Annotated in this window: 19 protein-coding genes; 5 read left to right on the forward strand and 14 right to left on the reverse strand. The window is 58.6% G+C overall.

Going from position 1 to position 21,520, the window contains the following annotated elements; translation table 11 throughout:
* Positions 1-123 precede the first annotated feature (123 nt).
* Complete coding sequence (uvrB, locus tag ACOTX2_RS08670) at positions 124-2,139, reverse strand: excinuclease ABC subunit UvrB (RefSeq protein WP_003858519.1); 2,016 nt, start codon at positions 2,137-2,139, stop codon at positions 124-126.
* A gap of 748 nt (positions 2,140-2,887) precedes the next feature.
* Here uvrB and ACOTX2_RS08675 point away from each other — a divergent pair.
* Positions 2,888-3,610, forward strand: a complete 723-nt coding sequence (locus ACOTX2_RS08675) for an ABC transporter ATP-binding protein (RefSeq protein ID WP_022647498.1) — start codon at positions 2,888-2,890, stop codon at positions 3,608-3,610.
* On the opposite strand, the gene bioD is transcribed toward ACOTX2_RS08675, so the two are convergent.
* The 4 genes from bioD to bioB are packed head-to-tail and all read right to left on the reverse strand — an operon-like array spanning position 3,573 to position 7,200.
* Positions 3,573-4,274 carry a dethiobiotin synthase gene (gene bioD / locus ACOTX2_RS08680; protein ID WP_072200992.1) on the reverse strand — a complete coding sequence of 234 codons (702 nt, stop codon included), beginning with the start codon at positions 4,272-4,274 and terminating at the stop codon, positions 3,573-3,575. The genes ACOTX2_RS08675 and bioD overlap by 38 nt on opposite strands.
* Positions 4,267-5,022, reverse strand: coding sequence for a malonyl-ACP O-methyltransferase BioC (bioC, locus tag ACOTX2_RS08685; RefSeq protein WP_063147991.1), 756 nt, complete (start codon positions 5,020-5,022; stop codon positions 4,267-4,269). Before bioC ends, bioD begins: the two co-directional genes overlap by 8 nt.
* The gene (gene bioF / locus ACOTX2_RS08690) at positions 5,006-6,163 is read right to left on the reverse strand and encodes an 8-amino-7-oxononanoate synthase (protein WP_063147992.1); all 1,158 of its coding nucleotides are present in this window, start codon (positions 6,161-6,163) and stop codon (positions 5,006-5,008) included. Before bioF ends, bioC begins: the two co-directional genes overlap by 17 nt.
* Positions 6,160-7,200, reverse strand: a complete 1,041-nt coding sequence (bioB, locus tag ACOTX2_RS08695) for a biotin synthase BioB (RefSeq protein ID WP_017384942.1) — start codon at positions 7,198-7,200, stop codon at positions 6,160-6,162. The genes bioF and bioB overlap by 4 nt, the downstream gene beginning before the upstream one ends.
* A gap of 86 nt (positions 7,201-7,286) precedes the next feature.
* On the opposite strand from bioB, the gene bioA reads away from it, so the two are divergent.
* A complete protein-coding gene (gene bioA, locus ACOTX2_RS08700; protein ID WP_058677404.1) occupies positions 7,287-8,576 on the forward strand; it encodes an adenosylmethionine--8-amino-7-oxononanoate transaminase in 1,290 nt (429 codons plus the stop codon).
* A gap of 47 nt (positions 8,577-8,623) precedes the next feature.
* Entirely contained in the window at positions 8,624-9,100 is a 477-nt protein-coding gene (locus tag ACOTX2_RS08705) for a kinase inhibitor (RefSeq protein ID WP_003858531.1), read from the forward strand.
* An 85-nt stretch (positions 9,101-9,185) separates the two neighbouring features.
* On the opposite strand, the gene hutH is transcribed toward ACOTX2_RS08705, so the two are convergent.
* From hutH to hutI, 5 genes are all read right to left on the reverse strand, one after another.
* Positions 9,186-10,706, reverse strand: a complete 1,521-nt coding sequence (gene hutH, locus ACOTX2_RS08710) for a histidine ammonia-lyase (RefSeq protein WP_032624627.1) — start codon at positions 10,704-10,706, stop codon at positions 9,186-9,188.
* Positions 10,703-12,391, reverse strand: a complete 1,689-nt coding sequence (hutU, locus tag ACOTX2_RS08715) for a urocanate hydratase (protein WP_003858533.1) — start codon at positions 12,389-12,391, stop codon at positions 10,703-10,705. The genes hutH and hutU overlap by 4 nt, the downstream gene beginning before the upstream one ends.
* Positions 12,392-12,518: 127 nt before the next feature.
* Positions 12,519-13,253, reverse strand: a complete 735-nt coding sequence (locus ACOTX2_RS08720) for a histidine utilization repressor (RefSeq protein WP_022647491.1) — start codon at positions 13,251-13,253, stop codon at positions 12,519-12,521.
* 19 nt (positions 13,254-13,272) lie between these two features.
* Positions 13,273-14,211, reverse strand: a complete 939-nt coding sequence (gene hutG, locus ACOTX2_RS08725) for a formimidoylglutamase (RefSeq protein ID WP_022647490.1) — start codon at positions 14,209-14,211, stop codon at positions 13,273-13,275.
* Positions 14,208-15,431: an imidazolonepropionase gene (gene hutI, locus ACOTX2_RS08730; protein WP_063147994.1), complete on the reverse strand. Its 1,224-nt coding sequence runs from the start codon at positions 15,429-15,431 to the stop codon at positions 14,208-14,210. Before hutI ends, hutG begins: the two co-directional genes overlap by 4 nt.
* 223 nt (positions 15,432-15,654) lie before the next feature.
* On the opposite strand from hutI, the gene ACOTX2_RS08735 reads away from it, so the two are divergent.
* Entirely contained in the window at positions 15,655-16,938 is a 1,284-nt protein-coding gene (locus tag ACOTX2_RS08735) for a putative acyl-CoA thioester hydrolase (RefSeq protein ID WP_063147995.1), read from the forward strand.
* Between the two features lie 103 nt (positions 16,939-17,041).
* Here the strand turns inward: ACOTX2_RS08735 and pgl are convergent, their stop codons facing one another.
* Entirely contained in the window at positions 17,042-18,037 is a 996-nt protein-coding gene (gene pgl / locus ACOTX2_RS08740; RefSeq protein ID WP_023305719.1) for a 6-phosphogluconolactonase, read from the reverse strand.
* A 119-nt stretch (positions 18,038-18,156) separates the two neighbouring features.
* Here pgl and ACOTX2_RS08745 point away from each other — a divergent pair, with 119 nt between their 5' ends.
* Positions 18,157-18,975, forward strand: coding sequence for a pyridoxal phosphatase (locus ACOTX2_RS08745; RefSeq protein ID WP_022647486.1), 819 nt, complete (start codon positions 18,157-18,159; stop codon positions 18,973-18,975).
* Here ACOTX2_RS08745 and modC read toward each other — a convergent pair whose 3' ends face one another.
* The 3 genes from modC to modA are packed head-to-tail and all read right to left on the reverse strand — an operon-like array spanning position 18,976 to position 21,499.
* Complete coding sequence (gene modC, locus ACOTX2_RS08750; RefSeq protein ID WP_017384950.1) at positions 18,976-20,034, reverse strand: molybdenum ABC transporter ATP-binding protein ModC; 1,059 nt, start codon at positions 20,032-20,034, stop codon at positions 18,976-18,978.
* Positions 20,034-20,726: a molybdate ABC transporter permease subunit gene (gene modB, locus ACOTX2_RS08755; protein WP_045309132.1), complete on the reverse strand. Its 693-nt coding sequence runs from the start codon at positions 20,724-20,726 to the stop codon at positions 20,034-20,036. The genes modC and modB overlap by 1 nt, the downstream gene beginning before the upstream one ends.
* Positions 20,723-21,499 carry a molybdate ABC transporter substrate-binding protein gene (modA, locus tag ACOTX2_RS08760; protein WP_023299624.1) on the reverse strand — a complete coding sequence of 259 codons (777 nt, stop codon included), beginning with the start codon at positions 21,497-21,499 and terminating at the stop codon, positions 20,723-20,725. Before modA ends, modB begins: the two co-directional genes overlap by 4 nt.
* Positions 21,500-21,520 lie beyond the last annotated feature (21 nt).

Below are 21,520 nucleotides of genomic sequence, written 5' to 3' on the forward strand. Positions count from 1 at the left end.
GGACCAGGGCATCGCTGACAGCCCTCAGTCATTTAGAAAGCAACTTTATTGCTTCTGCATAAAAAAATTACTGGGGATCCCTCAGCCCACAGGGAGAGGGAGAAAACCCCACCGGGCAAAAAACTACGATGCCGCAATAAACAGATCCCGCAGTTGATGAAGCTGATCGCGGATTTGCGCAGCCTCTTCGAACTCCAGATTCTGCGCGTGCTGCATCATCTGCCCTTCCAGCTCGTGGATCTTTTGCTGCAACGCTTTCGGGGTCAGCGCGACGGTATCCTCTTCCACCACTGAACGGGCCTTGCCGCGCCCTTTCGCTTTGGTCTTCGCAATGTTCTGACCCAGCGCCAGGATATCCACCACTTTCTTGTTCAGCCCCTGCGGCGTGATGCCGTGCTCTTCGTTATAGCGCTGCTGCTTCTCGCGACGACGTTCCGTTTCGCCAATCGCTTTGGCCATCGACGGGGTGATTTTATCCCCGTACAGAATCGCCTTCCCGTTGACGTTACGCGCGGCACGGCCAATGGTCTGGATCAGCGAGCGCTCGGAACGCAGGAAGCCCTCTTTGTCCGCGTCCAGAATCGCCACCAGCGACACTTCCGGCATATCCAGACCTTCTCGCAGAAGGTTGATACCCACCAGCACGTCGAACTCGCCCAGGCGCAGGTCGCGGATGATCTCCATACGCTCCACGGTATCAATATCCGAGTGCAGATACCGCACCTTCTCGCCGTGTTCTTCCAGATACTCCGTCAAATCCTCCGCCATACGTTTGGTGAGCGTGGTCACCAGTACACGCTCGTTGATAGCGGAACGGGCACGTATTTCCGAGAGCAGATCGTCCACCTGCGTCGCCACCGGACGCACCTCGATAATCGGATCCAGCAGCCCGGTCGGACGCACAACCTGGTCCACCACGTCATCACCGGATTTCTCCAGCTCGTAGTTGCCCGGCGTCGCCGATACGTAGATGGTCTGCGGAGCAAGCGCCTCAAATTCTTCAAACTTCATCGGACGGTTGTCCAGCGCTGACGGCAGTCGGAATCCGTACTCCACCAGCGTCTCTTTACGCGCGCGGTCACCGCGGTACATCCCGCCGATCTGGGGGATCGTAACGTGGGATTCGTCGATCACCAGCAGGCCGTCCGCCGGAAGGTAGTCAAACAGCGTCGGCGGCGCTTCGCCCGGTCCGCGCCCGGAGAGGTAGCGTGAGTAGTTTTCAATGCCGGAGCAGTAGCCCAGCTCGTTCATCATCTCCAGATCGAACTGGGTACGCTGGCTCAGGCGCTGCTCTTCCAGCAGCTTGTTGTTCGCCAGCAGCACCTTGCGGCGGTCTGCCAGCTCAATTTTAATCTCTTCCATCGCCTGTACGATACGCTCGCGTGGCGTCACGTAGTGCGTTTTTGGGTAGATGGTGAAGCGCTGGATCACCGACTCCACATGACCGGTCAGCGGGTCGAACAGCGACAGGCGTTCAACCTCTTCATCGAACAGCTCTACGCGCAGCGCCATGTCGTCCGATTCCGCCGGGAAGATATCAATCACCTCACCACGTACGCGGAAGGTCCCGCGCTGGAACGCCTGATCGTTACGGGTGTACTGCAGCTCCGCCAGACGGCGCAAAATTGCACGCTGATCGATGATCATCCCCTGCGTCAGGTGCAGCATCATCTTGAGATAGAGATCCGGATCGCCCAGGCCGTAGATCGCCGACACCGAGGCCACCACCACCACATCACGCCGCTCCAGCAGCGCCTTGGTCGCCGACAAACGCATCTGCTCGATATGTTCGTTCACCGAGGCATCTTTCTCGATAAACGTGTCGGAGCTGGGAACGTAGGCTTCCGGCTGGTAGTAGTCGTAGTAGGAGACGAAATACTCCACCGCGTTTTCCGGGAAGAACTCTTTCATCTCACCATACAGCTGCGCCGCCAGCGTTTTGTTCGGCGCGAGAACCATCGTAGGACGCTGAAGATCGGCAATGACGTTGGCAATAGTGAAGGTTTTACCCGAACCGGTTACCCCCAGCAGGGTCTGGTGCGCCAGCCCGTCTTCCAGCCCCTCTTCCAGGCGACGAATGGCCTCGGGCTGATCCCCGGAAGGACGGAAAGCAGAATTCAATTTGAACGGTTTACTCATGGGCGACGACCTGATGACAGAATAAGCGGCAGGTGAGTAATTTTACTCGTTGTGGCCAGGATTGCCAGTAAAAAACACTGGATGGAAAACCAGTAGCGTGTCAGGATATTTAGCGTAGCGCAGAGAGGATTAGTGCGTTCGCGAGCTAAATTTCGACTGTGACAATATAAAACACCAGCCTCAGGGGGTTATCCCCAGAACTATTACTTTTTTAACATTTGTCAAGGGCGGTTATGAAAGTTTTATGGCAACAGGTGTCGCTGGCGCTGAGGGAATTGCTTTTATCTAATTCGTTAAAAAATATAGACTATTTCCTAAAGCCGCGTTTCGCATCAATTTGGGCGTAACCCGCGTATTCTCTCGCTTATCGCGTGTTTTCTAACTCTAATGCACAAGGTTATCCACAGGAATAGTGGATAACTGCCTCCAGCCCGTACAGCATGCACTCCAGCAAATTCCCGGTTTTTCCCACGAAGCGGCAGTAAAAAATTTTTATCACTCTTTTTTGCCTGGAAAACGTTCATTTTTTCATAAGTAACCGGCGAGATCTTAATCACAATTCCGTCATTTTCCCTGCACCACGATTCGACACGCACGGCACCGGGAGCGTGCAATTCGAACAAACGTTAAGCTTTTAGCAGTGGGTTATTCCTAAAAATGGCTCTTTTTTAATCATTATTTTGTTTCTGGCAGGCGTTTTGCAGATATCAGCCTGAGCATTACCCCACACATTTTTAAGGAGAGAAAGATGTTGAGTCTGCGTGCTGTAAATCAGTTTTACGGAAGCCAACATACGCTATGGAACGTGAATATCGATTTCCCGCAAGGCATCTGTACGGGCATTGTTGGCCTGCCTGGCATGGGTAAATCCACGCTCATGAACTGCATTACCGGAAAGGTGCCCGTTGAGAGCGGCACCATCATATGGCATGAGGCTGGCGCGCCACCGCGTAATTTGCTCAGCCCTGCGTCAGCATTCACGGCGCCGCCAACGATAGGCTACGTCCCGCAGGATCGGCGGATATTTTCCCAGCTGACCGTCGATGAAAATCTGCATATCGCTATGCGGGCGACGGGGAAATCCGACCCGACATCAAAAAATGACGTGTACGCCCTGTTTCCGGAACTCTATCCGCTGCGACAGAGCCGTGCCTCTGCGCTGTCCCCCGACGACCAGTATCAGCTGGCCCTCGCCAGTGCGCTGGTTAATCGCCCGCGCGTGTTGATTCTGGATGAGCCCATGTATGGCGCAGGGCAAGGCTTCGCCCGCAGGCTGGGTCAACTGCTGGTACGGTTGAATCGGGAGCTGGGAATGACGGTGCTGTTAGCGGAGCAACAGCTGTCGTTTATCCGCCGGGTAGCGGATCGTTTCTGCATGCTCTATCGCGGGCGTAACGTGGCACAGGGCCACGTTAACGAGCTGGATGACGACCTTATTGCGCACTGGATGGCGCGGGACATAAGGCGCTGAGGTCAAGATAGCGTCCGGTTTCCGCCTGCTCTGCGCCGTCGGCAAGCCACGGGATCTCACCGAGAAACGGCGCAGGCAGCACCCGCTTCAGCGTCGCCAGATACTCAGCATGACGTTTACCCGGCGCAACCACGTCATTGGCAATCCACCCTGCCAGACGCAACCCGGCCTGCTGCACGGCCTGAGCGGTCAGCATGGCGTGATTGATACAGCCAAGCTTCACCCCCACCACCAGAATGACCGGAAGCTGTTCGGCCCGCACCCAGTCAGCAAATGTCTGCTCGTCGGACAGCGGGGTAAACCAGCCGCCAGCCCCCTCCACCAGCACCCAGTCGGCCTGCGTTTCCAGGTCGCGTAATCCGGAAGAGAGCACCGAAAAATCAATCGGACGATCTTCATCGGCGCTGACGATGTGCGGCGAGGTGGGTTCAGCAAAGGTATAGGGGTTCACCGCAGAATAGGCCAGCGCAAGGCTGCTGTTACGCTGTAGCGCCAGCGCATCAGTATTGCGTAAGCCTTCCGGCGTCATCTCGCTGCCGGAGGCTACGGGCTTATACCCGGCCGTTGTTTTCCCCAGCAGACGCGCCGCCTGCAACAGCGCGGCGCTGGCAACCGTTTTACCGACTTCGGTGTCCGTACCGGTAACAAAATAACGTTCAGTCACGTTCAATAATCCCATGAAAAAGATGATAAGAGAGCGGGAACCGGCCCCGATCCTGCGGCCAGGCCAGCCCGAGACGCTGGAGTTGTCCGCGGGTAAGGGGTTTCTTCTCCCGACCGGCGTGCAGGTGCGTCGCGCCTATGCCCTTAAGAGAACGCATGGCGCTTAACGCATCGCTAAATTCGAGGGTGACGGTCTGGACTACGCTGCGATAGCGCCAGCCTGCCAGCGCCTGAGTGACCTGTTCGTGCGAGAGAAACCGGTTGGCATGCGGCTGCGCATCCACCGCCCTCCACGCCTGATTCAGCTCCGGCAACGAACTTTCCAGCAGGGTGGTAAAGGCCACTGCTCCGCCGGGCCGCGCCACGCGGTATAGCTCGCGTAAGGCCTGCGGCAGGCTGGCGCACCACTGCACCGCCAGATGGCTCCAGACGAGGTCAAACAGCGCATCCTCCAGCGGGATGGCCTCGATATCGGCCACCAGATAACGGTCTGCTGACTGCTGTTGGCGGGCCTCATCCAGCATCTGCGCGGATAAATCCAGCGCCGTGACGTGGCTACCCGTTGCGCGCCAGTAGCGGCTATTGCCGCCTGGCCCGCAGCCAGCGTCGAGCACCTGCGCAAAACGCCCCTCACCGAGCGCGGCCAGCAGCCCGCGCGCGCTCAGGCGTTGCAGCTCATCGTGCTGTGAATAGCTTTGCGCTGCCCGGCCAAACGCGGCGGCAACGGCCTGTTTATTGACGGGAGACATATAGTGCCTCCAGAAGCGTATCGATATCCTGCGGCTCGTGCGCTGCCGTAAGCGTCAGACGCAAGCGCGCGGTGCCTGGCGGCACGGTGGGTGGGCGGATCGCCGTGACCCACTGCCCGCGTTCTCGTAGCGCCTGTGCCAGCATCAGCGCCCGATGGTTTTCACCCACAATCACGGGCTGAATGGCGCTGTGCGAGTCGGTAAGCCGGTAAGGCAGTTCGCTTACCCCCCGGCGAAAACGCTGTATATGGTCGCCCAGGCGAGCCCGGCGTTCAGCGCCGTCTTCGCCGCGGATCACCGCAAGCGACGCTGAGAGTGCCACGGCCTGCGCCGGGGGCATGCTGGTGCTGTAGATCAGGTGCCGGGCGAACTGCACCAGGTAGTCGGCCACCGGCTCGCTGCACAACACCGCGGCACCGCTGACGCCGAAGCCTTTGCCGAAGGTGACCACCAGCAGTTCCGGCCTGACGCCCTGCTGATAAGCGCTTCCGCGCCCCTCCTCGCCGGTGACGCCAATGCCGTGGGCATCGTCGACCAGCAGCCAGGCGTTTTGCTGTTTTGCGGCGTCGTGCAACGCGGCCAGGGGCGCGCTGTCGCCGTCCATGCTGAATACCCCTTCCGTGACCGCCAGCTGAAGCCCTGAACAGGGTTTACCCAGCAGGACGTTCAGCTGAGAGGCATCGTTATGGGCAAAACGCCGCAGCTGTGCCGGGCTGAGACTGGCGGCTTCAAGCAGGGAGGCGTGGCTCAGGCGGTCCGCGATGATGCGGTCGTCTTTGCCCATCAGGGCGGCAATCACCGCCTGATTCGCGGCAAAACCGGAGATAAACAGCAGCGCCCGCGGGTAGCCCAGCCAGTCGGCCAACGCTTCCTCCAGCGCCTGATGGGCCGTGGTGTAGCCGCTGACGTGCCCGGAGCCACCGCTGCCCACGCCGTAACGATCCGCGCCCTGCTGCCAGGCACGAACGATCTGTGGGTGCTGGCTCAGGCCCAGATAATCGTTGCTGGAGAAATTACAGAACCGCTCTCCTTCCCGGGTGAGAAAACGGCCTGCACCGTTTTCCACTACCCTGCGTACCCGAAATGCATCCGCCGCCCGCCGCTCGTCGAGCGCGGTCCTGATACGTGCCTGCCAGGTCATACGGCTGCCGCGTTGTAGAACTGGTCAGTGTCGGCGTTGAAAATCTGCTGCTCCAGCTGCTGCTGTTGCTCGTTATCCCCCGCCTGTACCCCGGTCTGGTGTGGGTTCAGCCCCAGCTTGCGGAACAGCTGAACGTCTTTGTCCTCTTCCGGGTTTGGTGTGGTCAGCAGTTTGCAACCGTAGAAGATGGAGTTGGCCCCGGCCATAAAGCACATCGCCTGGGTCTGCTCGCTCATCTGCTCGCGACCGGCAGAGAGGCGAACGTAAGAGGTTGGCATCATGATGCGCGCCACCGCGATGGTGCGGATGAAATCGAAGGCATCCACGTCCTCATTATCCGCCAGCGGCGTACCTTTTACCTTCACCAGCATGTTGATGGGCACGCTTTCCGGCGGGGTCGGCAGGTTCGCCAGCTGTAACAGCAGGCCGGCACGATCTTTTACCGTTTCGCCCAGTCCCACGATCCCGCCGGAACAGACCTTGATCCCCGCATCACGCACTTTATCCAGCGTGTCCAGACGCTCCTGATAGGTGCGCGTGGTGATGATGTTGCCGTAGAATTCCGGCGAGGTATCGAGGTTGTGATTGTAGTAATCCAGCCCTGCCGCCGAGAGGCGCTGCGCCTGCTCCTCGTTTAGCGTACCCAGGGTCATGCAGGCTTCAAGCCCCATCTCCTTCACCCCCTTCACCATCTGCTCCAGATAGGGCATGTCGCGGTCATGGGGGTTTTTCCACGCCGCGCCCATGCAGAAGCGGGTTGAGCCAGCGTTTTTGGCCTTGCGCGCGGAGTCGAGCACCTGCTCGACTTCCATCAGGCGCTCGGATTCGAGACCGGTTTTATAGCGCGCGCTTTGCGGGCAATATTTGCAGTCTTCCGGGCAAGCCCCGGTTTTAATCGACAGCAGCGTGCTGACCTGAACATGACGCGGATCGAAGTGCTGGCGGTGCACCTGTTGCGCTTCAAACATGAGCTCCAGGAAAGGTTTGTTGAATAATTCAGTGACTTGCGACATCGTCCAGCGTGCGTGGTGAGCCATCGGGCTTCTCCAAAGGGTTTTGTTAATTGTCGGTTCGGTTTATACTTGTAAACCTAAAACTTTTCAAAATGGTTTACAAGTCGATTATGACCCAGGACGATCTCGCCTTCGACAAGCAGCATATCTGGCACCCTTACACCTCCACGACCCGCCCCCTTCCCGTCTATCCGGTAGCCTCGGCCCACGGCTGCGAGCTGCATCTCGCCAGCGGCGAGCGGCTTGTTGACGGGATGTCCTCCTGGTGGGCGGCGATCCATGGCTACAACCACCCGCGTCTGAACGCGGCGATGAAAGCGCAGATTGACCAGATGTCACACGTGATGTTTGGCGGGATCACGCATCAGCCCGCGGTGGATTTATGCCGTCGCCTGGTAGCGATGACGCCTGAATCGCTGGAGTGTGTTTTCCTGGCTGATTCCGGCTCGGTGGCCGTGGAAGTGGCGATGAAAATGGCGTTGCAGTACTGGCATGCGAAGGGCGAAACGCGCCAGCGGTTCCTCACCTTCCGCAACGGCTATCACGGCGACACCTTCGGGGCGATGTCGGTGTGCGATCCGGACAACTCCATGCACAGCCTGTGGAAAGGCTACCTGCCGGAAAACCTGTTTGCGCCAGCCCCGCAGAGCCGCTTCGACGGCGAATGGGACGAGATGGACATGGTGGGCTTCGCGCGGTTGATGGCGGCCCATCGCCACGAGATTGCCGCCGTTATTCTCGAACCGATTGTGCAGGGCGCGGGCGGAATGCGGATGTATCACCCCGAGTGGCTGAAGCGCATTCGGAAGATGTGCGACCGCGAAGGGATTTTGCTGATTGCCGATGAGATCGCCACCGGCTTTGGTCGTACCGGGAAGCTGTTTGCCTGCGAGCATGCGGGGATCGCGCCGGATATTCTGTGCCTGGGGAAAGCGCTCACCGGCGGCACCATGACGCTCTCCGCCACGCTCACCACCCGCCAGGTTGCCGACACCATCAGCGACGGCGACGCGGGCTGCTTTATGCACGGCCCGACGTTTATGGGCAACCCGCTGGCCTGCGCAGTGGCAAGCGAAAGCCTCGCCATTCTGGAGAGCGGCGAGTGGCAGACGCAGGTGGCGGCGATTGAGGCGCAGCTGAAGCAGCAGCTAAGCGTGGCGGCGGATGCGGAATACGTCGCGGACGTCCGCGTGCTGGGCGCCATCGGGGTGATCGAGACAACGCATCCGGTGAACATGGCCGCGTTGCAGCGCTTCTTCGTTGACCAGGGCGTTTGGGTGCGACCTTTCGGTAAGCTGATTTACCTCATGCCGCCGTACAGCATTTCTCCGGATCAGCTCCACAAGCTGACCGGGGCAGTGGTTAAAGCCGTTAACATATCAGCGCATTTCACGATTTAACCCCATGCGTTACACTTTCTGAATGAGTGAGTAACGAGGGAAATAGGATGAAAATCATCAGTAAAGATTTGCGCGACGGCGAAAAGCTGCCGGAACGTCACGTGTTTAACGGGATGGGTTATCAGGGAGATAATATCTCTCCCCATCTGGCGTGGGACGATGTACCAGCGGGAACCAAAAGTTTTGTCGTGACCTGCTACGATCCGGATGCGCCAACCGGCTCGGGCTGGTGGCACTGGATCGTGGCAAACCTGCCCGCCGACACCCGCGTGCTGCCGCAGGGTTCCGGTTCCGATCTGGTTGCCCTGCCCGACGGTGCGATTCAGACCCGCACGGACTTTGGCAAAGCGGGCTACGGCGGCGCGGCGCCGCCAAAAGGGGAAACGCACCGCTATATCTTCACGGTGCACGCGCTGGATGTGGACAAGATTGAGGTTGACGAAGGGGCGAGCGGGGCAATGGTAGGCTTTAACGTCCATTTCCATTCGCTGGGCAGCGCGTCGATTACGGCGATGTATTCATAAAAAAAGCCGGGTGGCGGCTACGCCTTACCCGGACTACATTTCGTATTCGTAGGCCCGGTAAGCGCAGCGCCACCGGGCAAAAAAATCACAGCACGGAAGGTAGCAGTCCTGCAAGGGTTTCTTCTTCCAGAAGCTGTATCGCCTTATCAATATCCGGCGCAAAGAAGCGGTCCTCATCGTAGTGCGTAACGTGCTCGCGCAGCGTATGACGCGCCTGCTCCAGCAGCGGGCTGGATTTTAGCCCTTCGCGTAAATCAATACCCTGACACGCCGCCAGCCATTCCACCGCCAGCACGCCGCGGGTGTTGGAGGCCATCTCCCACAGTCGACGCCCGGCAGCCGGGGCCATCGAAACGTGATCTTCCTGATTTGCTGACGTTGGCAGGCTGTCCACGCTGTGCGGATGCGACAGGGCTTTGTTTTCGCTTGCCAGTGCTGCGGCGGTGACCTGGGCGATCATAAAGCCCGAGTTCACGCCGCCGTTGCGCACCAGGAATGGCGGCAGCTGGGACATGTGTTTATCCATCATTAGTGCGATTCGACGCTCGGACAAGGCTCCGATTTCGGCAATCGCCAGCGCGATATTATCTGCGGCCATCGCCACCGGCTCGGCGTGGAAGTTGCCGCCGGAGACCACCTCGTTTTCCTGAGCAAACACCAGTGGGTTGTCGGACACCGCATTGGCCTCCACCAGCAGCACTTCTGCCGCCTGGCGAAGCTGCGTCAGGCATGCGCCCATCACCTGCGGCTGGCAGCGCAGAGAATACGGATCCTGCACCTTCTCGCAGTTATGATGCGAATCGGCAATGTCGCTGGTATCGGTAAGTACGTGGCGGTACATGGCTGCGGCATCAATCTGACCACGCTGGCCGCGCACCTCGTGGATGCGGGCATCGAACGGACGACGCGAGCCGAGCACCGCTTCAGTGGTCAGCGCACCACACACCACCGCGGAGGCGAACAGATCTTCCGCTTCAAACAGGCCGCGCAGCGCAAAGGCCGTCGACGCCTGCGTACCGTTGAGCAGCGCCAGCCCTTCTTTTGCCGCGAGGGTGATCGGCGCTAAGCCGGCTTTTTTCAGCGCCTCTTTCGCAGGCAGCCACTCCCCTTGCCAGCGCGCCTTGCCTTCACCCAGCAGGAGCAGCGACATATGCGCCAGCGGTGCCAGATCGCCGGAAGCTCCGACGGAGCCCTTCGCCGGGATCCACGGATAAACTTCAGCATTCACCAGCGCCATCAGCGCCTGGATCACGCTCAGACGAATGCCGGAAAACCCACGCGCCAGGCTGTTGATTTTCAACACCATCATCAGGCGGACGATCTCATCGTCCAGCGGCTGGCCAACCCCCGCCGCGTGCGACAACACCAGCGAACGTTGTAAATTCTCCAGATCGTGCGTGGCAATGCGGGTCTGCGCCAGCAGGCCAAACCCGGTATTGATGCCGTAGGCGGTGCGCCCCTCCGCTACAATCGCCTCCACGCAGGCCACGCTGTCATTAATGGCACGGTGGGCGCTTTCATCAAGGGCGAGTGTCACCGGCTGACGCCAGACGTGACGCAGCTGTTTGAGCGACAAAGAGCCGGGAGTAAGTGTTAACGCGTTCATGCAGGCTTTCCTTGTGTGGCGGGGATCATCGGCAGGTTCAGGCCCTGCTCTTTGGCACAATCAATGGCAATCTCGTAACCCGCATCCGCGTGGCGCATCACGCCGGTTGCCGGGTCGTTATGCAGCACGCGAGCAATACGTGCCGCCGCTTCGTCGGTACCGTCACAGACGATGACCATCCCGGAGTGCTGGGAGAAGCCCATCCCGACGCCGCCGCCGTGGTGCAGCGACACCCAGGTTGCGCCACTGGCGGTGTTCAGCAGGGCATTCAGCAGCGGCCAGTCGGAGACCGCATCCGAGCCGTCGCGCATGGCTTCGGTTTCACGGTTCGGACTGGCGACAGAGCCGGAGTCCAGGTGGTCGCGGCCAATGACGATCGGCGCGGAGACTTCGCCGCTGCGCACCATTTCGTTAAAGGCGAGGCCGAGTTTTTGCCGCCACTCCAGCCCGACCCAGCAGATACGCGCCGGCAGGCCCTGGAAGTTAATGCGCTCGCGCGCCATATCCAGCCAGCGATGCAGGTGTTCGTCGTCGGCGACAATCTCTTTCACTCTGGCGTCGGTTTTGTAGATATCCTCCGGGTCGCCGGACAGGGCAACCCAGCGGAACGGCCCGATGCCGCGGCAGAACAGCGGACGAATATAGGCGGGCACGAAGCCGGGGAAGTCAAAGGCGTTATTCACCCCCATCTCTTTCGCCATCTGGCGGATGTTATTCCCGTAATCAAAGGTCGGAATCCCCATCTTACTGAAGGCGAGCATCGCGGAGACGTGTTCCGCCATGGCGCGTTTAGCCGCCAGTACCGTGCCCTCAGGATCGGTTTCCGCTTTTTGCTGGTAGTCTTCCCACGTCCAGCCTTTTGGCAGATAGCCGTGGAGCGGATCGTGAGCGCTGGTCTGGTCGGTGACCAGATCCGGACGCACGCCGCGCGCCACCAGTTCCGGCAGAATATCCGCCGCGTTGCCGCACAGGGCAACCGACACGGCTTTGCCTTCAGCGGTGTACTTTTTGATGCGCGCCAGCGCGTCATCGAGGTTGTCGGCCTGTTCATCAACATAGCGGGTACGCAGACGGAAATCGATGCGGCTCTGCTGGCACTCAATGTTCAGGGAGCACGCGCCGGCCAGCGTCGCGGCCAGCGGCTGCGCGCCGCCCATGCCGCCCAGTCCGGCGGTTAGCACCCAGCGGCCTTTCAGTGAGCCGTTATAGTGCTGTCGGCCCGCTTCCACGAAGGTTTCATAGGTGCCCTGCACAATCCCCTGGCTGCCGATGTAGATCCAGCTGCCCGCGGTCATCTGGCCATACATGGCCAGCCCTTTTGCGTCCAGCTCGTTGAAGTGTTCCCACGTCGCCCAGTGCGGCACCAGGTTGGAGTTGGCAATCAGCACACGGGGCGCATTTTTATGGGTTTTGAATACGCCAACCGGTTTGCCGGATTGCACCAGCAGCGTTTCGTCGTTTTCGAGATTCGTCAAAGACTCAACAATCGCGTCATAGCACGCCCAGTTGCGCGCGGCGCGGCCAATGCCGCCGTAGACCACCAGCTCATGGGGATTCTCTGCTACCTCAGGATCAAGGTTGTTCATCAACATGCGCAGCGGTGCTTCGGTAAGCCAGCTTTTTGCGGTGAGCGTGGTGCCGCGCGCGGCGCGGACATCCTGCTTGCGGTATTTATCTGACGACATTGTGTGTTCCTCATAAGGGACAGGTGATGCATTTAGATATACTTGTATAGACAAGCACACACAAGGTCGGATTTAACAAAAAAGATACAATTTTGCTATATTGCGTTAGCGATCACGCTTATAAAACTTATGACATAAAGTGGCCCTGCAACCGGTAACGATTCCCCGGGAACAGCAGCTTCGCATGCGACACAATTTGCGAGGACGACCAGGTACGACGGCGGATCAGCAGGCAGGGATCGTGCTCTTTAATACGTAACAACTCGCACTCCTGAGGCGTGGCGCGCACGGCCTCCACGATATGCTCCCCTTCCGTCAGCGGGGCGACGAGCGAGAGATACGCATGCGGTGTGGTTTGGGTGTAATCCTGGTTCAGGTAGTCCGGGATCCGCTCCGCGTTGACGCAGCGATCTTCAATCTGGACCGGAATATCGTTCTCATAATGCACCATCACCGAATGGAAGATCCGGGTGCCCTCTTTAACGTTCAGCTCGATGGCCTGTTCGGCGCTGGCCTGCGTCTCTTCAAGCACCAGCACTTCGCAGTGGTGCTGATGGTTGCGGGCGGCAATTTCATCGGCAATGCTGCGGATTTCAAACAGCGCCGACTGTCCTTTTGGCTCGGCGACAAAGGTTCCGACACCCTGCAAACGCACCAGCAACCCTTCATCGGTCAGTTCCCGCAGCGCCCGGTTAATGGTCATTCGACTAAAGCCATACTGCGCGACCAGTTCAGCTTCGGAGGGAATACGGTCGTGCGGACGCCAGACGCCGGCAGCAATTTTTTCGCTGATCGCCTTTTTCACCTTCTCATAAAAAGGTGCGGGTGGGCTGGAGGGTTGCTGCGGTGAGCGTGAAAACATGCTGACTCCTGTAATGTGGTTATGCCCACCAGTGAGCAATTTGCCAGGCCAGTCGGGCGGCAAGCTTCGCCCCCTGACCGTCCCGGTCGTAGTGCGGATTATATTCCACCAGATCCGCCGCCTGTAGTTTACCGCTTCGGCAGATACGCTCAATCACCGGGAACAGATCCAGCGCCGGGATCCCCAACGCCGCAGGGGCGGATACGGCGGGCATTTCTGCGGCGGGCAGCACATCGAGGTCAATGGTGAGATAAACCCGGTCTGCCTGCGCAAGCACGCTATCCAGCGCGGATAGCGCATCCCGGCGAAAATCGAGATCTTCAACCAGCATCACGTTCAACCGTTCAGCTTCCTCCCACAGCGCCTGGGTATTCGCCGCACGGCTTACCCCCAGGCAGGCGTAGTGAAACGACCGCGACTGCGACGCGCAGTAGAGCGCCAGCTGGCGGAACGGCGTGCCGGACGTAGCCCGTTCAGCCTTACGTAAATCGAGGTGCGCATCCAGGTTGATCACCGCAATGCGATCGTTCGGAAAGGCGTCCAGCACGCCGCGCCCGTGCGCCCAGGCGGTTTCATGTCCACCGCCAAAAACCAGAGTACGCATCCCGGATTGCTGGCACGCGGTTATGGCCTCGCTCAGCGCCTGCTGTGCCGCCTCCAGCGCATTGCCTTCAACAAAAATGGAGCCCATATCCACGAGGCGCGCATGCCCCTGATGGCTCGCCATATTCGCCAGCGCGCCGCGCAGCACATCGGGAGCCTGTGCAGCACCGGGCCTGCCCTGGTTACGCTTAACCCCTTCATCACATTCAAAGCCCAGCAGGGCGATGCCTGACGGCACGGGTGCAAAGTGTACGCGCTGCTGTATGGTCTGGAAGAGACGTTTCGCGGTGCTGGATTCGGCGCTGTCGTCACGACCCTGCCAGACCTGCGGGGAAACGGGATGCCACAATTTCATGCTACCTGCCCCCGAAACACGCGTTGATATAAAGGATTCCGCCCCGGCTCGTAAACCATCTCAACCGGATGATTCGCCTCCCAGACGACGAAATCAGCCACATAACCGGGCTTTAACTGCCCGTGCGTCGCGCCACGACCTAGCGCCTGCGCCGCATGCCGCGTCACGCCAGCCCAGGCCTCTTCCGGCGTGAGGCCAAACTGGACGCAGGCCATGTTCATTGCCAGATGCAGGCTGGCAAACGGGCTGGTGCCCGGGTTGTAGTCGGTAGCCACCGCCATCGGCACGCCCTGTTCTCTGAGCTGCGCCACCGGTGGACGCTGGCGCTCCTGAAGAAAATAGAACGCGCCGGGGAGCAATACCGCCACCGTGCCGCTTTGCGCCATCGCCTGAATACCTGAATCATCGAGATACTCAATATGATCGGCCGACAGCCCCTTATACTGGCTGACCAGCGCCGCGCCGCCCAGATTCGACAGCTGCTCTACATGCCCTTTAACCGGTATCCCGAGCGCGGCGGCGGCCTGGAACAGGCGCTCGGTTTGCGCCGGGGTAAAGCCGACGTTTTCACAAAACACGTCCACCGCTTCAAATAACTCTTTTTGCCACAGCGTGGGCATGATCTGCTCACAGACCAGCGTGAGATAGGCATCCGGATCCTGTCGGTACTCGGCAGGAACGGCGTGCGCGGCCAGCAGCGTCGGGCTGATATCGACCAGATTGTTCAGGCTGAGCTGGCGGGCAACCAGCAGCATTTTCTCTTCGGCCTGGACGTTCAGTCCGTATCCCGATTTGATTTCAACGGTCGTTACGCCTTCATTCATCAGCCGCTGGAGCCGCTGCTGTGCCACCGTCAGGAGCATTTCCGGCGAACTGTTGCGGGTCGCCGTGACCGTGGCGTTAATACCGCCGCCCTGCGCGCTAATGGTCTGATACGACACGCCGTTAAGCCGTTGCTCCCATTCCGCTGCGCGATCGCCGCCGAACACCAGATGGGTGTGGCAATCGATCAGGCCGGGAGTAACCAGACGCCCGTCGAGATCGACACACTGACGATGCCCGGAGGGGATCTCGGCTTCAGGAATAACGGCCGCAATCGTCTGGCCGCGCACGACGAGGGCATGTTGTTCTTTCAGGCCGTAGGGTTCCGGCTCACCTGTCGCCAGGGTCGCCAGTCGCGCATTTCGCCATATCACATCATCGGGATGAAGCTGCTGCATGTGCCTTCCGCTTGTCATGGGTTGTATAGACATTTATTTTCATCTGTCACCTGCTGTCAACCGCCTTGCAGGAAAATGTTATTTATTTGTGATGACTTTCCCGTCGCCTGCGGGCAAAAATGCAACTTTTCCCGTTTTTATCTTCCCGTTTCGCTCAACTTAGTATAAAAAAGCAGGCTATTTCGTCTATTCAGATAAGACTTGCATACCCAGGAGCATTACCTTGAATATTTCCAGGATTTCCCGTCTGGCGTTGGCACTCGCCTTTGGCGTGACTTTATCCGCTTGCAGTACAACACCACCGGATCAGCAACCTTCTGAGCAGGTTGCTCCGGGCACCGCTTCCCGTCCGATCCTGTCAGCGGCTGAAGCGAAGAACTTCACCCGTGCGCACTATTTCTCGGCGATGGATCCCAATGCAGCCCCATGGACGCCTTCTTCTATTAACCTGCCGAAACAGCCAGACTTCGTTGTCGGCCCGGCCGGGGCGCAGGGCGTTACGCACACCTCTATTCAGGCAGCTGTTGATGCCGCAATCACCAAACACAGCGCATCTCGTCAGTACATTGCCATCCTGCCGGGTGAATACGAAGGAACCGTTTATGTTCCGGCTGCACCGGGAAGCATTACGCTTTACGGACTTGGCGAAAAAGCGGTCGACGTGAAAATTGGCCTGGCGATTGATTCAGAGATCGACAGCACCACCTGGCGCCATCTGGTGAACCCGGCCGGTAAATACATGCCAGGTAAACCGGCGTGGTATATGTTTGATAACTGCCAGCGCAAACGTGCCGCCACCATTGGCGTGATGTGCTCGGCGGTATTCTGGTCACAGAACAATGGCCTGCAATTGCAGAACCTGACCATTCAGAACACCCTGGGCGACAGCGTTGACGCAGGTAATCACCAGGCCGTGGCGCTGCGTAGCGATGGCGACAAGGTACAGATTAACAACGTCAATATCCTGGGCCGCCAGAATACCTTCTTCGTGACCAACAGCGGCGTACAGAATACCCTTAAGAACAACCGTCTGACGCGTACTCTGGTCACCAACAGCTACATTGAAGGCGAGGTGGATATGGTCTCCGGTCGCGGCGCGGTGGTGTTTGATAACACCGACTTCCGCGTGGTGAATTCACGTACGCAGCAGGAAGGTTACGTCTTTGCCCCGGCCACGCAGTCCAACCTGTTCTATGGCTTCCTGGCCGTGAATAGCCGCTTTACTGCTGCTGGCGATGGCGTGGCGCAGCTTGGCCGCTCTCTGGACGTGGACTCCGCCACTAACGGCCAGGTCGTGATCCGCGACAGCGTGATTAACGAAGGCTTTAACATGGCGAAACCGTGGGCGGATGCGGCGATCTCGAAACGTCCTTTCTCCGGCAACACCGGCACGGTGGATGATAAAGACAACGTGCAGCGTAACCTGAACGACGCTAACTTCAACCGCATGTGGGAATACAACAACCGCGGTCTGGGTAGCAAAGTGGTTGCTGAACCGAAGCAGTAAAATGCCTGCTGCCGGGTGGCGGCTACGCCTTACCCGGCCTACCTCATGCATTAACCACGCATAAAAAAACCTCGCATGTGCGAGGTTTTATTTCGTCTACGGATCAGTGAGCGTTAATCACAACCCACATCGGCCCTTGTCCGACCGCATAGCGTCCTTTCTCTTCCAGTAGACCCTGCACGCCTTTGATTTCATAGAGCGCGATGTGGTGGGATTTCTGCCCCGCCGCAATCAGGTATTTGCCGCTGTGGTCGACATTAAAGCCGCGCGGCTGGGTTTCTGTCGGCTGGAAGCCCTCAACTGCCAGAACGCTGCCGTCTTCAGAGACGCTGAAGACGGTGATCAGACTGGAGGTACGGTCACAGGCATACAGGTGGCGGCCATCCGGCGTGATGTGAATGTCTGCCGCCCAGCGTGTGTCGGAGAAATCAGCTGGCATCATGTCCAGCGTCTGTACGCACTCGATCTGCCCGTTAGGATCGTTCAGCTCCCAGACATCTACCGAGCTGTTCAGCTCGTTAACGACATAGGCATACTGCTGATTCGGGTGGAAGACCATATGGCGCGGGCCTGCGCCTTCCACGGTGGTGACTTCCGCCGGGCTCTGCGCGACCAGATGACCGTCATCGCTCAGGGTAAACAGGCAGATGCGATCCTGCTTCAGCGCTGGCACCCACAGCGTGCGGTTATCCGGCGAAATGTTGGCGGAGTGGCAACCCTCAAGCCCTTCTACCACGTCGACGGTTTCAACGGGAATACCGTCTTCCAGGCGGGTGACGCTCACGCAGCCTGCATTGTAGGAGCCGCTGAAGATAAAGTTGCCTTTATGGTCGGTAGAAATATGGGTCGGGCTGCCCGGCAGCGGCGCTTCTGCGGTATAGGTCAGCGCGCCGTCATCCGGGGAGATGCGGTATGCGAGTACGCGGAATTCCGGGCGTACCCCGACATAAAGAAAACGTTTATCCGGGCTGACGACCATCGGCTGCACCTGGCCTGGCACATCAACAACCTGAACCAGCGTAAGCGAACCTTCTGTATTCAAACGCCAGACATGGATCTGCTGACTTTCAGGACTGGCGGTATAAACGGTTTGTTTCATGAATACTCCTGATTATTTTTAACGGTGAATGCTGAATTGTAGTCCGGGATTTTGCAGGGTTCCGCTCTCGGTGTACCATCCCGACAGACCTTAAATTCAACATTAACCCGGAAGAAAAAATGACCTCGCGAGTGATTGCCCTGGATTTAGACGGAACACTGCTTACCCCTCAGAAAACCCTGCTCCCCTCTTCTCTTGAGGCCCTCAAACGAGCCCGGGAAGCGGGGTATCAACTTCTCATCGTAACGGGTCGACATCACGTAGCCATTCATCCTTTTTATCAGGCACTGGGCTTAGATACACCTGCAATTTGTTGTAATGGCACTTATTTGTATGATTATCAGGCAAAAAAGGTTTTAACCTCTGATCCGCTTCCCGTTCCGCAGGCGCTGCAATTGATTGATTTACTGGATGAGCACGCGATTCACGGCCTGATGTATGTGGATAACGCCATGCTGTATGAACGCCCTACCGGCCATGTGATCCGCACCAGCAACTGGGCCCTGTCTCTGCCGGAAGCGCAGCGTCCGGTGTTCACTCAGGTTTCCTCCCTGCGCCAGGCGGCGGAAGACGTCCAGGCAATCTGGAAATTTGCCCTGACCGATGAAGACACCGCCAAACTGAATACTTTCGCAAAACATGTCGAGCATACGCTGGGTCTGGAATGTGAATGGTCCTGGCACGATCAGGTGGATATCGCCCGTAAAGGCAACAGCAAAGGAAAGCGTCTGACCCAGTTCGTTGAGTCACAGGGCTGGTCAATGCAGGACGTGATTGCCTTCGGCGATAACTATAACGACATCAGCATGCTGGAAGCGGCCGGAACGGGCGTGGCGATGGGCAACGCCGATGATGCGGTGAAAGCGCGTGCTAACGTGGTGATTGGCGATAACACCACCGACAGCATCGCGCAGTATATTTATACCCACCTGCTGTAATCAGGCGGTGATAGAGACGCTCTTGATTTGCGCGTAAAGCCACAGGCCAGGCTTGATGCCTAACTCATCCCTGGCCCACGGGCTGATGCGCGCCCACAGCGTTCTGTTGCCCACTTCCAGTTGCACTTCCACCTGGCCGTTATCATCAAAACACTGCGCCACTTTTGCGCGCAAAATATTGCGGATACTGGTTTGCAGCGGCGGTTGCAGCACCAGGGAGACATCCGACGCCTGAATGCGGATCCGTAACGTGGACTGAATCGGCGTATCGATTTTATTCACCCACAAATGCTGGTCACCCAGCGCCAGCGCGGTCATCGCATAATGTGGATGGTGCTCCAGCACGCTCACCTTCAGAATGCTGCTCTGCTGCTCCTTTGGCAGCCACGGATGCATAACGCTGCTGCCCCATACCTCTTCCAGATTGCCGAATGCCTTCACCCTGCCCGCCTCCAGCACCAGCACTTTGTCGGCCAGATGTAAGATCTCATCCAGCGAATGGCTGACGTACAGCATGGGCACGTTGATTTCCCGCGCCAGACGTTGCAGATACGGCAGCAACTCGCGCTTGCGCGGAATATCCAGCGAGGCCAGCGGCTCATCCAGCAGCAACAATTCCGGCGCGGTTAACAGGGCGCGGCCAATTGCCACGCGCTGTTTTTCACCACCCGACAGCGAAGAAGGGAGACGATCGAGCAGCGGTTCGATGCCCAGCAGCGCCACCAGCTTATCGAACTGTCCGGCCATGCTTTTTGCCATGCCATAGCGCAGATTTCCGCGCACGCTGTAGTGCGGAAACAGGCGCGCATCCTGAAACACATAGCCGATGCGGCGCTTATCCGGTGACAGGCAGACCTTCTTCTCCGCGTCGTTTAAGACGCGGTTATTTAACACAATTCTGCCAGACTGGGGACGCGTCAGGCCGCTAATCGCATTAATCAGCGACGTTTTCCCTGCCCCGGAAACGCCAAAAATGGCGGTGATACCGCTGGCAGGCAGCGTTTCGTTAAGCGTCAGAGTGTGGCTGCCCAGGGTTTGCGTAAAGTTGAGTTCCAGCATCACGGTTTCCCCATCCGTTCACGGCTGAGGCGCGCCAGCCATTCAGACACCAGCAGCGAGACCAGGGCGAGTACAATCGAAATAATACACAGCCGGGCCGCCGCACTTTCGCCACCCGGGGTTTGAATCAGGGTATACATGGCCGACGGGATGGTCCGCGTCTCGCCGGGAATGTTGGACACAAAGGTGATGGTCGCGCCGAACTCACCCAGTGAGCGGGCGAAGGCTAACACCGTTCCGACGATAATGCCCGGTAAGGTGAGCGGAAGCGTAATGGTCAGGAATACCCGCCAGCGGCCTGCGCCCAGCGTACGGGCGGCCTGCTCTAGCCGGATATCCACCCCTTCCAGCGCCAGGCGGATAGCGCGCACCATTAGCGGGAAGGACATTACTGCCGCGGCCAGAACCGCGCCGCGCCAGCTGAAAGCAAAGGTCAGGCCGAACCAGTCGTACAGCCATTCGCCGATAAAACCGCGTCGCCCCATAGAGATCAGCAGCAGATAGCCGACCACCACAGGCGGTAACACGAGCGGAAGATGGAGAACACTGTCGAGCAGGGCTTTGCCTGGAAACTTCACGCGAACCAGTAACCAGGCAAAGAACACCCCAAAGGGCAAACTCAGTGCAACCGCCAGGGAAGAGACTTTCAGGCTCAGCAGCACGGCCTGCCATTCAGGTTCGGTCAATATCATTCGTGAGTCGTAAATCCGTAACGTTTAAAGATAGCGGACGCTTCAGGCCCCTTCAGGTAGTCAACGAAGGCCGTCACGGTCGCATTTTTATGTCCATCAACTATCGCAACAGGATATTCTACTTTCTTATGCGAGTCTTCCGGGAAGGTACCGACCACCTTCACACCTTTACTGGCGACGGCATCGGAGCCGTAAACGATCCCGAGTGGCGCTTCGTTACGCTCCACCAGCGCCAGCGCGCCGCGCACATCTTCTGCGGGAGCCAGCTTCGGCGATAAGGTCTCCCATGCGCCCAGTTTTTGTAGCGCTTCTTTCGCATAAATCCCGGCAGGAACATGCTCCGGATCGCCCACCGCCAGACGGCCACCGTTGAGCAGACGGGTCCAGTCCGTCTGTTTGTTGATGGCGATGTCGCCCTGCTTGCTGTTTGCGGGCGCGACCACCACCAGGCTATTTCCCAGCAGGGTTTCGCGGCTAGCCGTATCAACAGATTTTTTCTCCACCGCGTAGTCCATCCATTTCTGATCGGCAGAGATGAACAGATCAGCCGGAGCCCCCGCTTCGATCTGGCGGGCCAGCGTCGACGAGGAGGCAAACGACGAAACGACCTCGACGTTTTTCTCTTTTTTGTATACCGCAGCAATATCCTGCATCGCGTTAGTCAGCGACGCCGCCGCAAAGACCGTGATTTTTCCTTCATCCGCCAGCGCGTGGCCGGTGAGTGAGAGAGTCAGCGTTGCCCCTGCGAAAAGGCGTACCCATGAACGTGCCATTTGAAGCTCCTGTGCGTATCG

The sequence above is a fragment of the Enterobacter cloacae complex sp. IR5412 genome (genome assembly GCF_049237385.1).
Lineage (GTDB): Bacteria > Pseudomonadota > Gammaproteobacteria > Enterobacterales > Enterobacteriaceae > Enterobacter > Enterobacter intestinihominis.

What these genes read in the sequence shown, in the direction of transcription:
- hutH (WP_032624627.1), bottom strand. Translation starts at nt 10,706, where the DNA reads ATGAACGCGTTAACACTTACTCCCGGCTCTTTGTCGCTCAAACAGCTG.
- ACOTX2_RS08745 (WP_022647486.1), top strand. Translation starts at nt 18,157, where the DNA reads ATGACCTCGCGAGTGATTGCCCTGGATTTAGACGGAACACTGCTTACC.
- ACOTX2_RS08675 (WP_022647498.1), top strand. Translation starts at nt 2,888, where the DNA reads ATGTTGAGTCTGCGTGCTGTAAATCAGTTTTACGGAAGCCAACATACG.
- hutU (WP_003858533.1), bottom strand. Translation starts at nt 12,391, where the DNA reads ATGTCGTCAGATAAATACCGCAAGCAGGATGTCCGCGCCGCGCGCGGC.
- pgl (WP_023305719.1), bottom strand. Translation starts at nt 18,037, where the DNA reads ATGAAACAAACCGTTTATACCGCCAGTCCTGAAAGTCAGCAGATCCAT.
- bioB (WP_017384942.1), bottom strand. Translation starts at nt 7,200, where the DNA reads ATGGCTCACCACGCACGCTGGACGATGTCGCAAGTCACTGAATTATTC.
- bioF (WP_063147992.1), bottom strand. Translation starts at nt 6,163, where the DNA reads ATGACCTGGCAGGCACGTATCAGGACCGCGCTCGACGAGCGGCGGGCG.
- hutG (WP_022647490.1), bottom strand. Translation starts at nt 14,211, where the DNA reads ATGAAATTGTGGCATCCCGTTTCCCCGCAGGTCTGGCAGGGTCGTGAC.
- ACOTX2_RS08720 (WP_022647491.1), bottom strand. Translation starts at nt 13,253, where the DNA reads ATGTTTTCACGCTCACCGCAGCAACCCTCCAGCCCACCCGCACCTTTT.
- modC (WP_017384950.1), bottom strand. Translation starts at nt 20,034, where the DNA reads ATGCTGGAACTCAACTTTACGCAAACCCTGGGCAGCCACACTCTGACG.
- modB (WP_045309132.1), bottom strand. Translation starts at nt 20,726, where the DNA reads ATGATATTGACCGAACCTGAATGGCAGGCCGTGCTGCTGAGCCTGAAA.
- bioC (WP_063147991.1), bottom strand. Translation starts at nt 5,022, where the DNA reads ATGTCTCCCGTCAATAAACAGGCCGTTGCCGCCGCGTTTGGCCGGGCA.
- hutI (WP_063147994.1), bottom strand. Translation starts at nt 15,431, where the DNA reads ATGCAGCAGCTTCATCCCGATGATGTGATATGGCGAAATGCGCGACTG.
- bioA (WP_058677404.1), top strand. Translation starts at nt 7,287, where the DNA reads ATGACCCAGGACGATCTCGCCTTCGACAAGCAGCATATCTGGCACCCT.
- modA (WP_023299624.1), bottom strand. Translation starts at nt 21,499, where the DNA reads ATGGCACGTTCATGGGTACGCCTTTTCGCAGGGGCAACGCTGACTCTC.
- ACOTX2_RS08705 (WP_003858531.1), top strand. Translation starts at nt 8,624, where the DNA reads ATGAAAATCATCAGTAAAGATTTGCGCGACGGCGAAAAGCTGCCGGAA.
- uvrB (WP_003858519.1), bottom strand. Translation starts at nt 2,139, where the DNA reads ATGAGTAAACCGTTCAAATTGAATTCTGCTTTCCGTCCTTCCGGGGAT.